Origin of the sequence: Pseudomonas purpurea (assembly GCF_039908635.1) — a bacterium.
In the GTDB taxonomy this organism is placed as follows: domain Bacteria; phylum Pseudomonadota; class Gammaproteobacteria; order Pseudomonadales; family Pseudomonadaceae; genus Aquipseudomonas; species Aquipseudomonas purpurea.
This window is the reverse complement of sequence record NZ_CP150918.1, coordinates 3,762,346-3,776,514: the sequence shown is the minus strand read 5'-3', so window position 1 is coordinate 3,776,514 and position 14,169 is coordinate 3,762,346. Positions and strand designations below refer to the sequence as shown.

The window sequence follows — 14,169 nt, the reverse complement described above, 5'->3', positions numbered from 1 at the left end:
AAGAAAGAGGAAACGCTCATGAGCACCACGAATGCGGCCAACTTCAATGGCCAGAAACCGACCATCGACCCCAACGACAGCGCGCTGCTGTTGATCGACCACCAGAGTGGACTGTTCCAGATCGTCAAGGACATGGACGTGCCGCAACTGCGCGCCAATGCCATCGCCCTGGCCAAAGCCGCAACGTTGTTGAAGATGCCGGTGATCACCACCGCATCCGTGCCACAAGGGCCGAACGGGCCGTTGATTCCGGAGATTCACCAAGAGGCGCCGCACGCTCAATACGTGGCGCGCAAAGGTGAAATCAACGCCTGGGACAACCCTGAGTTTCACGCGGCGGTCAAAGCCACCGGCAAGAAAACCCTGGTGATCGCCGGCACGTTGACCAGCGTGTGCCTGGCATTTCCGTCCATTGCGGCGGTGCATGAAGGCTACAAAGTGTTCGCCGTGGTCGACGCCTCAGGCAATCACTCGAAACTGGCCACTGATCTGACAATCGCCCGTCTGGCCCAGGCTGGCGTGGTGCCAATCGACATCATGGCTACGCTCTCTGAGCTGCAAGGTTCGTGGAATCGCCCGGACGCCGAGCAATGGGCCGCCGTCTACGCCCAGGCCATGCCGCACTATCAATTGCTGATCGAGAGCTACCTCAAGGCCCAGCAAGTGGCGAACGAACACGAAGTACTGGATTCCCAGCGCTAACCGAGCAACCCCACGCCGACTTCCATTCGGCATCGACAAGAAGCGAGGACTACTGCAATGACTACCTCTTACAAACGTCTGGACAAGGATAACGCTGCCGTTCTGTTGGTCGATCATCAGGCGGGCCTGCTGTCGCTGGTGCGCGACATCGAACCGGACAAGTTCAAGAACAACGTGTTGGCGCTGGCTGATCTGGCCAAGTACTTCAAGCTGCCGACCATTCTCACCACCAGCTTCGAAACCGGCCCCAACGGCCCGCTGGTACCTGAGCTCAAGGCACTGTTCCCGGACGCGCCGTACATCGCTCGCCCTGGCCAGATCAATGCCTGGGACAACGAAGACTTCGTCAAGGCCATCAAGGCCACCGGCAAGAAGCAGCTGATCATCGCCGGTGTCGTGACCGAAGTCTGCGTAGCGTTCCCGGCGCTGTCGGCCCTGGCCGAAGGCTTTGATGTGTTTGTGGTCACCGATGCTTCCGGCACCTTCAACGAACTGACCCGTCAATCGGCCTGGGACCGCATGTCGTCCTCGGGTGCCCAGTTGATGACCTGGTTCGGCCTGGCGTGCGAGTTGCACCGCGACTGGCGCAACGACATCGAAGGGCTGGGGACGCTGTTCTCCAACCACATTCCGGACTACCGCAACCTGATGACCAGCTACAGCTCGCTGACTAACAGCAAGTAATCAGGCAACCCATAACCCCCTGTGGGAGCGGGCTTGCTCGCGAAGGCGGACTAACAGTCAACCCATCTGTTGAATGTTAAGCAGCCTTCGCGAGCAAGCCCGCTCCCACATTGGTTTTGTGGTGTTTTGCAACGTGCATTCAGATCGCAGAATCAAACACTCCTACACTGTGCCCAATGTGTGCGATCTTCCCGCTATTGGCCTTCGCTGGAGTTGCATGATGCTGTCATTGCTCACCAATCACCCGTTGCTCGCCGCCCTGGCGCTGATTGTGATCGACATCGTGTTGTGGCGCTTGATCGGCCTCAGTGGCAGCCACTGGAAACTGGCGGTGCGGCTGGTGATTTTTTCGTTGTTCAGCGTGCTGCTGTTCAACGAAGGCATGAACCCGATGCAACCGGCGCCGTGGCCAGAGAACGTGCCGCTGCACCTGGCGGCCACCGGTTTGCAGATCGGTTGGTGGCTGTTCGGCGCGCGGACCCTGACCGTGCTGATCGGCACGCTGATGATGCAGCGAGTCGGGCACACCGGGCGATTGTTGCAGGACCTGCTGGGTGCGGTGATTTTCCTGATCGCGATCATTGCGGCCATGGCGTACGTCCTCGACCTCCCGGTCAAAGGCGTGCTGGCGACCTCCGGCGCGATGGCGATCATCGTCGGCCTGGCGTTGCAGAGCACCCTGAGCGATGTGTTCTCCGGCATCGTGCTGAACACCACCAAACCGTATCAACTCGATGACTGGATCTCCATCGACGGCACCGAAGGCCGGGTCACTGACATCGACTGGCGCGCCACTCGCCTGCAAACCGCTCAGGGCAGCATGGCGGTGATTCCCAACTCGCTGGCGGCCAAGGCCAAGATCATCAACTTCAGCCGACCCACCGACATGCACGGGATTTCCATCAGCCTGCAAGTCAGCCCCCATGCGCGCCCGCAAACCGTGATCGACGCATTGGAGCGTGCCATGCAGGGCTGTCGGCCACTGCTGGGAAAACCCGCGCCCAGCGTGTCCTTGAAAAGTTCGGGCAGCACCGGGGTGGAGTACGAAATCATCGGGTTTGTGTCGTCCATGGCGCAAAAGCGCGAGGTGCGCAATCAGCTGTTCGACCTGGCGTTCCGGCATTTGCGGGCCAGCGGCGTCAGCCTGTTGTCGAGTGCCGAGACCAGCACACCTCTGGGCCTGTCGCGGCCTCGGGCCTTGCTGGAAAGTTCGAGCATTTTTTCCACCCTGCGTCAGGAAGAGAAAGAAACCTTCAGCCAGAACATGACCCTGCAAACCTTCCGCGCTGGCACGATGATCCTGCCGTCCGGCGAAGTCAGCGATCACCTGTTCATTATTGAGTCCGGTGTGGTGTCGGTGACGTTGACCCGCAACGGCACCCCGTTCGAAGCCGGGCGCATGGGGCCGGGGGAGGTGATTGGCGAGGCCGGGATTCTCTCCGATCAATCGGTGCCCGCCGACTTCACCGCCAAGACCTTCTGCAGCTTGTACCGGATCGAAAAGGAATACCTAAAACCTTGCCTCGATGCCCGGCATGACATCAGCGAAGCCATGAAGGCCTTGCTGGATTTTCGCCTGCACACCGCTCAAAAACTGACGGCGGATGTGCCGCCAGCCATCCCTAAAAAGGGCTTTTTGCAGTGGTTGCGTCAACGCGTTTAGAGGGTGAGCCGAGGGCTTGGCATTGCTTGCGATCGATTGGCTTCCTCAACTTCGTCGACATTGGCTATTGGTGTGATCCGCCGCCGGGGCTAACGTATCCGCCATCCCCACTTGATACGGAGCACGCCATGCAACCTCGTGTTGATTTCTACACCGCCTCCCCGGAGGCCCTCAAAGCCATGATCGCGCTGGAGACCGCCGTCTCGAAGCTGCCGCTGGAAATGTCGCTGATCGAACTGGTCAAGCTGCGCGCCTCGCAGATCAACGGCTGTGCTTTTTGCGTGGACATGCACGCTGCCGATGCCCGCAAGGCCGGCGAGACCGAGCGTCGGTTGTACGCGGTGTCGGTCTGGCGTGAGGCGCCGTTCTTCACACCCCGTGAACGGGCCGCGCTGGCCTGGACCGAATCCCTCACGCGGCTGAGTGAAACCCACGCCCCGGACGAAGATTACGTACAACTGAGCGCCGAGTTCAGTGCCAGCGAAATGGTCGACCTGACCGTGGCGATCTCCACCATCAACAGCTGGAATCGCCTGGCGGTGGGCTTTCGTAAAATGCCCAAGGAGTAAGCCATTGGGCGTGGCCGGCAGCGGTATTTTGATCCGCGATGCCTGCCGGCCAACGCTGGAGTGTTATATCCTGCGCGCCCGCAACAGACAGCCCGCACACAGGACGCAGCATGCTCAAATGGATTGGCAAGGTATTGGGTCAGACCGCAGACACTTCCACGGTCTGGATGAGCCGACTGCAAACGCGCTTGACACCGCTCGACGCGTTGCCCGAAGGCCGTCCTGGCCTGGCCGCCGACATGTTGGCCTATGTGCGCGAGGGCGGCAGTGACCGGATTCTCGAAGAAGTCGCGCAACGCGACGCGGTTGGTAGCTACCTGCAAGTGATGGGTCGGCACCATTGCCATGCTTCCAGTGAAGGCCCCGTGCTGTATCACGACATGCAAGGCGTCGCCCCCGAGCCGTTGCTGCGCTGGGCGCGGGTGCTGGAAGCCAGCGCGACTAACCTTTATCCCCGTTTTCGGTTGTTCATGGCAGACGGTTCCCACTGGGCCGAAGCGTTGTTGATGCACAGCGCCGAGCTGCGCCAGGACCCGGTGTCCGGGAATGCCGCGATGCATCAGAACATCAGCGCCAGCCTGATGGAGGCGTTGTTGTTGCAAGCCGGGTTGCCGGGATCTGCGCTGTTGAGCGCCTGCTTCGGTGATAACGGTGACGAGTCCTTCGATGATTACGGCGTGCACCTGATCACCTGGTTGCCGGAATACTCACCCTGGGTCACGCGCCACGCCGAAACCTTGTGCCCGCTGCTGCTGACCGGCGATGTGATTGGCCGTCTGCAAGTGTTGAGCCTGATGCAGCGGCTCGATCAATCGGCCTTGGCATCACTGGCGGTGGAGCTGTGCGAGCTGGCCTGCTCCAGCAGCAAACAGCTGCGCCCGGTGGCCGAGCCTTTGGTGCTGACCTGCGCCAACGGAGCCATTGACCCCCTGTTGAATATCGCCCAGACCGCCAAACCCGAGCAGCGCGGCCATGCCTTGCAGCTGTTGTGGTCGCTGGCCAATCGGCTGGAGGACGATGGTGTGCACGCCCGTGCCCGGGCCATTGCCCTCGCCGATAAAGTGACCAGCGTGCGCGGTTTGCCCGCGCAGTGGGACATTGCCCGGCAACAGGCTCGCGAGGCTGCTCAGGCGCGGGCCGAATGCGCGGTCCCGGTGATTGAGTGGTCGAGCACGCTGACACCGGTCCTGACCGAGGCGCTCGCACAGCTGTGGCGCGACCTGAATGAGGCCGAGGCCGAAGAGGCTGATGATGAGAGCGCCGCGCCAGCCTATACGCCGTCATTGCTCACGCAGCTTGAGCAGTACCTCGTGTCATCTAGCGTGATCTGCGAGCAGGTCGACGCACTGCCTCACGACCCGGACTGGGCGTTTCTGGCCCGTGCACTGGACGACTTCGTCTGCACCGACGACCTGACCCCGGTGATCCTGTTCAAGGTATTGGCGTTCTTTGTGGCGTTGGCCGATCCCGACGGCACACTCACACAACCGGCGGTGGATGGCTTCAACGTCCTGCATGAGATCAGCGTCCGGCCGACCTTGCTGGAGCTGGCACAGATGCTCAAGGAAGCAGGCCTGCCCACCAACGGGTTGCTGGCCAACTGCAGCACTTGGTGGCGGGCGCTGGCGGTTGATTGGGACGCGGCGGCGGTCGGGCCTTACTTTTCTCACCACGTCGAGTGGCTGGAGCGGGCGATTGCGCTGAACGAGGACCACACTGACCTGTTCGCGTTGTTCCGGGCGGCGGTTGCGTTGCCGATACTGCCTGCGCAGTTGATCGCGCAACTGTATGAGGCAGCGTTGGGCGCCAATACAGAGGCGCGCGACGATGCCCAGCGTGCGCTGGCGACATTGCCCGACATGCAGCGCTACATCGTCGATGCGCTGGCGAGCGCCAAGGCGGACGTCAAGCGCCAGGCCGCGCAATGGCTGGGCCGCCTCGAGTACGCCCCCGCAATTCCGGCGCTCGAGTGGGCGCTGAAAAAAGAGAAGTCCGATGCTGTCCGCTCGACCTTCCTCGATACCCTGGAAACCCTCGGCCAGCCCCTGGAACAGTACCTGGATCGCGACCAGTGGGTGGCCGATGCGACGAAGGCGTTGGCCAAGGGCCTGCCCAAAGACTTGGCGTGGTTCCCGTGGGAAACCTTGCCGCCGCTGTACTGGGCTGATTCGGCAGAGCAGGTGCCGGTAGAAGCGACCCACGGCATGCTGGTGCAGGCGATGAAGCTGAAATCCGCCGAACCCGACGCGTTGTTGCGCCGCTTCGGGGTGATGTTCGAGGCCCGTAGCCGCGAGGCGTTCGGTCAGTTTGTGCTGCAAGCCTGGCTGGATGAAGATGTGCGCCCGATTTCGGCCGAGCAGGCCACTGCGCTGGCCGCCGCACAGGCGCAGCGGTTGCAGCAGCACATGCAGGGTTACCCGCAGCTGTACACCGATTCGCCGCTGTCGGGCAAAACCCCGCACGAGTTGATGGCGCGTTTTCTGCCCAGGTACACGCGTCAGCCCCAAGGGACGGCGATTGCCAGCAAAGGCTTGCTGGCAGCGGTGGCGGTATGTGCGAGCCCGTACGCTGCCGCGCCTGTGGCGCGTTATCTGAAAACCTTTTGCAGTACCCGCACCTCCCAATGCAAGGCGCTGATCGCCATGCTGGCCTGGAGCGAACAGCCGTCGGCCATTCAGCTATTGCTGGCGACGGCCCGTCGTTTTCCCACTCGGGGTTTGCAGGACGAAGCCATTGTGCACGCCCGGGCACTGGCGCGGCGCAAGCAGTGGACGCCGGCGCAATTGGGCGACCGCACGTTGCCCACGGCCGGTTTCGACGAGGCGCGGATGCTGGAACTCAGCTACGGCGAGCGTACCTTCAGTGCGCGGTTGCTGGCCGATTTCACGGTTGAACTGTTGAACCCTGAAGGCAGCGTCATCGCCGCGTTACCCGACCCTCGCCCCGAGGACGATGCTGAGTTGGCGAAGGCGTCGAGGCAAGTGTTTGCCGCCGCCGCCAAAGCCGTCGCCACGGTGGTCCAGCAGCAAACCGAGATGCTGTACGAGGCAATGTGCACCGGGCGCGGGTGGACGTTTGCCGATTGGTCGTTGTACTTCCAGCAACACCCGATCATGGGGCGATTGGTACAGCGCCTGGTGTGGGCGCAGGTCGAGGAGGGCGAAGTGCTCGCCACGTTCCGTCCCGTTGAGGAGGGGCGACTGATCGATGCCCAGGGTGGTTCGCTGACATTGCCAGCCGAAGCGCGGGTGCGTTTGGTCCATGACTCCATACTGTCGGCGCAGACCGTTTTTGACTGGCAACAACAGCTGCTGGTGCGTGACATCGCGCCGCTGTTCCAGCAGTGGGGCAAGGGCACTTACACCGTGTCCGAGGACAATGCCGGGTTGACCGCTATCGAGGACTTCCAGGGCCATTTGATCGAGACCTTTGCCTTGCGCAGTCGTGCCGTGAAGTTGGGCTACACCCGCGGCGAAAGCGAAGAGGACGGCTGGTTCTTCACCTATGAAAAGCACTTCACGGGCCTGGGGCTGTTGGCCGATATCCGTTTCACCGGCAATTACCTGCCAGAAACCAACCGCGCGGCAGCGTTGCTCGACCTGTCGTTTTATCAGGGCGGTGAAGTGCTGCCGCTGTCTGAGGTGCCAGGGGTGCTGTTGTCGGAGTGCTACCACGATCTGCGTCTGATCGCCGCCAAGGGCTCGGGTTTCGATGCACAGTGGCGCGCCAAAACCGACGGTTAAACAGCGGATCAAGTGCTGTAGGGCGCACGCGGCGGGAGTTTAATAAATAAATAGTAGGTAGGACGGGTCTTGCAATTGAATGGGAAGGGTCTGATCATCACGCTCATTGATGATGTGGCATTTGGCCATTGTATTTGCCGCAAGGATGTTGAGTGCCGTTTTCGCTTTCCGTTGCTGCCCGCCGTTTGTTCGCCGCCTGGCCACCCTTGTTGGCTGCACTGCTGAGCCTGAGCATTACCTCGCTTGAGGCGGCAGAGCCTTTGGCGTCCGGTCAGGAAGTGCTGCGTCAGCAACAGCAGCAACAGCAAGACCTGCTGCAACTGCAACTGGAACAGCGTCGCCGGCAATTGCAGCGCGGTAGTTTTGGCGCCCCCCCGATCAGCCCGACACAGCCCTCGGCCAACACTGTGGATGAGCGCTGCTGGCCGCTGAGCGGCATGCGCATCGGTGGCGTCACGTTGCTCGACAGCCGCGAACTGCAAGAGCGCCTCAAACCTCAAGTTGCACCGTGCATGGGCGTCAGCCAGATCAACCGATTGCTGGCGACCATCACCGCGCTGTACGTCGACGCCGGTTACATCGCCAGTCGGCCGTACCTGACCAGCGCACCCGCAGCGGGCCAGTCGCTGGATATCCGGGTCGACGAAGGCTACATCGAATCTATCGAACTGGCCGACCAAAGCCTGCCGGTGGCGCTCGGCGGGGCGTTTCCCGGCATGCTCGGCAAGCCGCTGAACCTGCGTGACCTGGAGCAAGGCCTGGACCAGTTGAACCGCTTGCGCTCCCTGGACCTGACGGCCGATATCGCCCCCGGCAGCGAGCCGGGTGCTTCGCAGATCATCCTGCGCTCGCGTAGCAGCGGTGTGTCACGCTGGACGCTGGGCCTTGGCCTGGACAACCTGGGCAGTGCCAGCACCGGGCGTGACCGCGACACGTTCAGCCTCAGCCTGGACAGCCCGTTGCAGCTCAACGATTTACTGAGCCTCAATGTCAGCGACACCCTCAACCAAGGCCCGCGCTACAGTCGCAACGCCAGCCTGTATTACGCCATTCCTTATGGTTACTGGACGTACAGCCTGTTCGCCAGCCATGCCGAATACCGTGCGCCGTTCAAGCTCAGCCGCAGCACGCTGTACAGCACCGGTTTGACCGACCAGATGAACCTGCGCGCCGACCGCGTGTTGTGGCGCGATCAGGGCCACCAGTTGAGCGCCAGCCTGCAACTGGCCCACAAGAATGTCGACAGCTACCTGGAGACGGCGCGCCTGGGCGTTCAGAGCCCGACGCTGACCGTGGCCGAAGCGGGCTTGAACCTGTTCTGGCTCAACAGCGCAGTGTGGAACCTGGACTTCAACTACGCCCAGGGCTTGCGTTGGCTGGGAGCCGACGATGACGCTCAGCGTCAGGTGAGCAACCTGCCCAAGGCGCAATTTCGCAAGTACCGCGCCGGCCTCAGCCAATGGCGCAATGGCCAGTTCGGCCAACAGGCCTGGCAATGGCAGAGTCAGTTGTCGGTGCAGTACAGCCCGGACCCTTTGCCCGCCATCGAACAACTGCTTGGCACTGATGATTCTGCCGTGCGCGGCTATCGCGAAAACAGCGCCTCGGGCGCGAGCGGCGCGGTCTGGCGCAACACCTTGCGTTTGCCATTGCGCAGCGGTTTGCCGGTGCAAATCACCCCGCGCCTGGGCCTGGACAATGGCTGGGTCAAGGCCGACCACGGTGCCCGCAGCCAGCGCCTGAGCGGTGCCAGTACCGGGCTCAACCTGGCCTGGAAAAACCTGCAAGTGGACATCGATTACCAACGCAGCCTCAACACGCCCAGCGGTTTTCAGCAGGAGCCCGAAACCTGGTTGATGCGTGTGGGGTTGCAGATATGAACACCCCCTGTTTTTCACAGCCTGAAACAGCCGCCGAGCCTGAGCGCGACAGCCGCGGCGTACGACCCAACGCGCAGATTGATTCAGTCAAATTATTGAGAGGTTCTCATGCCTAGAAACACATTTGCGTTCCACCTTTCCCCTCGGGGCAAACTGCGTTGGGCAATCGCCAGCCTGTTTCTGGTCAGCCAATTACCGCTGGCGTTCGGCGCTGGCGTCACCGTTGCACCGGGCCCCGGCGGTACGCCTCAACTGCAGAACCAGGCCGGTGTGCCAGTCGTCAATATCGTTGCGCCCAATGGCGCCGGTTTGTCCCACAACCAGTTTCTGGACTACAACGTCGACCGTCAGGGTCTGGTGTTGAACAACGCCTTGCAGGCCGGGCAATCGCAACTGGCGGGTCAATTGGCCGCCAACCCGCAGTTCCAGGGTCAGGCTGCGAGCGTGATCCTCAACGAAGTGATCAGCCGCAATGCCTCGGCGCTCAATGGTGCCCAGGAAATTTTCGGTCGCCAGGCCGATTACGTGCTGGCCAACCCCAACGGTATTTCGGTGAACGGCGGCAGCTTCATCAACACGCCTAACGCCAATCTGGTGGTCGGTCGCCCGGAGCTGAACGACGGCAAACTGAACGCCTTCAACACCCGCAGCGCCGACGGCAGTTTGCAGGTGCAAGGCCAGGGCCTGCAAAACCGCGAAGGCAGCATCAACCTGATTGCGCCGCGCATCGACAGCCAGGGCAGCATCAGCGCCAGCGACCAGTTGAACCTGACGGTCGGCCGTAACCAGGTCGACTACGCCACCGGCCAGGTACGCTCGGTCGATGTGCTCGGCAACACCCACGATCAACGCATCGACGCCAGCCTGTTCGGCGCCATGCAGGCTGGCCGTATCAATATCGTCAGCACCGCCGAAGGTGCGGGTGTCCGTGTCGGGCCGGTGCAGGTCGAAGGCCGTGATGGCGTGCAGATTCGTTCTGCCGGCGACTTGCACGTCAGTGGCGAAGCCGTCGCCAAGAGCCTCGACGCCGTGCGCAGTGGCGTTCGCAGCAGCCAGGGCGATGTCGGTTTGCACAGCGGCAACGACCTGACTCTGGCGGCAGCCGATGTCACGGGCCGCAACGTCAAGCTCGACGCCAGCCGCAACCTCACCTTGAGCAGCGTCGAAAGCCGCAAGCTTCAGGAAAAACGTGAGAGCTGGGACAACAAGACCATCGGCATCACCTGGGAAACCTACGAGCGGACCCAGACCGACAGCAACTCGCGCCAGCACGGCAGCCAGATTGTGGCCAGCCAGAACGCCGAGCTGTCGTCGGGTGCCAAGACCGAACTCAAGGCTGCCAAGGTTGAGGCCGGTGACACCTTGCGCGTCAACAGCGGTGACGACCTGCGCCTGAGCGCGGCCACCGAAACCCGTACCCAGCGCGACCAGGGCAAGCACCGCAAGCACTTGTGGAAAGCCGATTGGGACAACAGCAGCGAAGAGCAGCGCAGCGTCACCAGCCAGTTGAAAGCCGGGAAAAATATCGACCTGAACAGCGCGGCCACCTTGCAGGCGCAAGGCGCGGAACTGACCAGCAAGGGCGATATCCGGCTCGCCGGCAAACAGGTAGAAGTCACCAGCGCCAGCCGCACCCAAAGCAAGACCACCAGCGGTTACTCCGGTGATCTGGTGGGCGGCGGCTTCTTCGGCAAAACCGGCGAAGGCGATCAAGGCAAGACCGTCAACCAGGGCAGCAAGATCAACGCCGACGGCAAACTGATCGTCAAGGGCCGATGACGTGCGCATCAGCGGCAGCCAGGTGCGCGGGCGCACCGAGGCCAGTGTGATCAGCGAGCAAGGTTCGTTGACCGTCGATGGCGTGCAGGATCGCTCCCACACCAACAGCCATGACAAGGACAGCAAATTCTTTGGCATCGCCAAGGATGAAAGCCGCCAGAACCTCAAGGGCAGCAGCACTGTCAGCAGCGAGTTGAGTTCGGACAGCAACCTGCAGCTCAAGAGCGCCAAGGACATTGACGTCGTGGGCGCGAAAGTCACGGCGGGCGGCAACCTCACCGCCGATGCTACCGGTAACCTCACGGTCAGCTCGGGACAGAACACGGTCGACAACAGCACCTCGACCCAGACTCGCGGCTTTGATGCCTACGCCAAGGAAACCGCGGCGGGTGCCAGCCAGTACCGTGCCGGCATTCACTATGAAGGCAAGCAGGAAAACGCCACCACTCAGGAAACCCGTCAGCAGGGCTCAAGCCTCAGCGGCGCCAACGTGGCACTGGCGGCCGGCGGCGACCTGACCGTCAAGGGCGCCAAGGTCAGCGCCACGGCTGGCGATGCTAGTCTGAGTGGGCAGAACGTTGCGCTGTTGGCCGAACAGGACAGCCAGTCGAGCAACAAGGACACCACCAGCAATGGCGGCGGTTTCTACCTCACTGGCGGGCTTGATCGTGCCGGCAGCGGCGTGGAATTCACCCACACCAGCAGCCAGGACAGCAGCGCTAAAACCACCGCCCGTACCACGGATGTGGACAGCAGCGGTGCACTGACGATCAACGCCGGCAAAGGCACGCTGACCACTCAGGGCGCGCAGGTCAACGCCGGTTCCGGTTTGCACGTCACGGCGGGGAAGGTCGACAACCTGGCGGCGAACAACACCGACAGCACGTCCCACAAGGACAGCAGCTGGTCGGTCGATGTCGGCGCCAACGTCGAGTACAAAGGCATTGCCCGTCCGGTCGCCAAAGCCATCGAAGGCGCAGCGCAGGGCAAGGTTCAACAGCCAGGGCTGCTGGATAACCTTGAGCAGGCCAACGTCGGTATCGATCTCGAAGTCGGGCACCAAAGCAAGGGTCGCAGCGAGCAGAACAGCAACGCTGTGGTCAGCCAGTTCAACGGTGGCCAGGTTGACGTGCAGGTCGTCGGGCAGTTGCAGGACCAGGGCACCCAATACCGTGCAACCGATGGCGGGCTGAACATCAAGGCGGGCAGCCAGGTTGCCACGGCCGCCGCCGACACCCACAGCAGTTCGGAGCAGGCGGCAAACGCCAAGGTCGGCGTGCGGGTCTACACCACCACAGGTGAAGACGTGAACGTGCGCGGCAGCGGGGCGGGTGGCAGCAGCAAGGCCAGCGAATCGAGCAGTAAAGCCGTGGTCGGCAACTATGTCGCCAGCCAGGGTGTGCACATCAACCTGCGCGGCGATGGCCAGTTCGAGGGCAGCCAGTTCAACGGCGGCCAGGGCGGCGTGTCGGTCAAGACCGGTGGTGACCTGGCGCTCAATCAAGCCAACAACCGTCAGGACAGCAGCCAATCCAGCCTGGGCGGCAACGCTTCGCTGACCGTCGGCACCAACCCCGGCACCAGCGGCACCAACGTCAACCTGGGCGCCGGTTTCCAGCTTGACCACAAGGCCAGCCAGACTCAGGACAGCCAGGCCCGCGTGGCGGGTATTCAGGGCGCGGGGCCGATCCAGCTCAGCAGCGGTGGCGATCAGGTGCTGCAAGGCACCACGATTGGCACGGTGGTGAACAAGGTCGGTGACGTGTCGCTGAACGCGGGCGGCAAGCTGGATCTGCAAGCATCGAGCAGCACTCATCTGGCCAATGGCAGCAACCTGGGCGGTGGCCTGAACATCGGTGGCGGTCAAAGCAGCACCGAGAAAGGCACCGGCAAGAATGGCAGCCTGAGCGCCAACTTCAACATCGGTCGGGTCGCTGAAGACAACCAGAACCTGAGCGGCGGCAATGTGCACAGCCAGGGCAAGGTCCAGCTCAACAGCGGCGCGACCGGTGCCGACGCGTTGCACCTGCAAGGCACTCAGCTGAGCGCCTCGAACGTGACCCTCGACGCGCGTCAGGGCGGGATTTATCAAGAGTCCGCGCAGTCGACTCAGGCCGTGAACAACTGGGGCCTGACGTTGGGCGCCGGGGGGAACGCCAGCGTTTCCACGCCGTCGGCGAGCAACGTCGAAGACAGCGCCAAGAACGGCCATGGCTTCGATGCGCGGGCCAAGATCGACGTCGACAATCGTCAGGCCACCACCCAGAAAAACAGCCGTATCCAGGCGGATGGTGTGGTCTTGAACAGCGCCGAAGATACCCGTCTGGCCGGTGCGCGCATCGATGCCAAACAGGTCAGCGGTCAGGTCGGTGGCGATCTGAACGTCGAAAGCCGTCAGGACAAGGACAGCAGCGTCAAGGTGGGCCTCGATCTGCGCTTGAACGCAGAAAAGAACCAGCCCGGCGCTGTCGCCAAACTGGCCAAGCAAACCGGCCCGCTCAAGGACACCGTCGAAGCCAAGGCCCAGGACGCGTTCGATAAAGGTCGCGGTGCGTTGGAAAGCGCAGTCGACAAGGGCGTGGACGGCCTGACCTCGACCAAGGACGAGGCCGCCAGCGAGAAGAAAACTGTGGGCACCAAGGTCGCTGACGCCACGCAAAACGCGTTGTTCGGCGACAAGAGCGGCGAGACCTCGTACACCCCGACGCTGGACCTGGACGTCAGCCACACCAGCAAGAACAGTGTCGGCCAAGCCTCCGGGATCAGCGCCAGTCAAGGCGTTAACCTTCAGGTGAGCGGCTGGACACAGCTGACCGGCGCGCGGATCGGTTCCAGCGAGGGTTCGGTCAACCTCGGCGGTTCCAACGTCAACAGCACCGCCCTGAGCGGCAGCGATTACCGTGCCGATGTCGGCCTGCACCTGTCGAAATCACCGGTCAACCTCGTGACCGGCGCCAAGGACGGGCTGACCAAAACCCCGGACGCCGCCACGGCCAAGGACCGCAAGTTCAACCTCGGCCCGCTGAGCGTGGGTGGTCACTACGACACCCAGGTATTGCAGGCAGGGATTGACGAGAAGTCGAACTAAGCACCGTGGCGCCCCCGTGACAGGTGTCACGGGGGCGTCAGGCTGTTTTCCGTTACCCGAC

The 14,169-nt window shown here is 62.5% G+C and carries 6 protein-coding genes and 1 pseudogene; all 7 read left to right on the top strand.

Annotated features, from left to right (window positions below; all coding sequences use genetic code 11):
- Positions 1-18: 18 nt before the first annotated feature.
- The 7 genes and pseudogenes from AABM54_RS17005 (at position 19) to AABM54_RS16975 (ending at position 14,108) form a co-directional block, all read left to right on the top strand.
- Entirely contained in the window at positions 19-702 is a 684-nt protein-coding gene (locus AABM54_RS17005) for an isochorismatase family protein (RefSeq protein ID WP_347901150.1), read from the top strand.
- 57 nt (positions 703-759) lie between these two features.
- On the top strand, positions 760-1,386 hold the full coding sequence (gene ycaC / locus AABM54_RS17000) for an isochorismate family cysteine hydrolase YcaC (protein WP_347901149.1): 627 nt from the start codon (positions 760-762) through the stop codon (positions 1,384-1,386).
- Between the two features lie 220 nt (positions 1,387-1,606).
- Entirely contained in the window at positions 1,607-3,049 is a 1,443-nt protein-coding gene (locus tag AABM54_RS16995; protein ID WP_347901148.1) for a mechanosensitive ion channel family protein, read from the top strand.
- Between the two features lie 128 nt (positions 3,050-3,177).
- Positions 3,178-3,618 (top strand): carboxymuconolactone decarboxylase family protein, encoded by a 441-nt coding sequence (locus AABM54_RS16990; RefSeq protein ID WP_347901147.1) that lies wholly within the window; start codon positions 3,178-3,180, stop codon positions 3,616-3,618.
- Positions 3,619-3,728: 110 nt separating this feature from the next.
- Complete coding sequence (locus AABM54_RS16985; RefSeq protein ID WP_347901146.1) at positions 3,729-7,361, top strand: DUF4132 domain-containing protein; 3,633 nt, start codon at positions 3,729-3,731, stop codon at positions 7,359-7,361.
- A 209-nt stretch (positions 7,362-7,570) separates the two neighbouring features.
- The gene (locus AABM54_RS16980; RefSeq protein ID WP_347906232.1) at positions 7,571-9,241 is read left to right on the top strand and encodes a ShlB/FhaC/HecB family hemolysin secretion/activation protein; all 1,671 of its coding nucleotides are present in this window, start codon (positions 7,571-7,573) and stop codon (positions 9,239-9,241) included.
- A gap of 108 nt (positions 9,242-9,349) precedes the next feature.
- A pseudogene (locus AABM54_RS16975) lies at positions 9,350-14,108 on the top strand (hemagglutinin repeat-containing protein).
- Positions 14,109-14,169 lie beyond the last annotated feature (61 nt).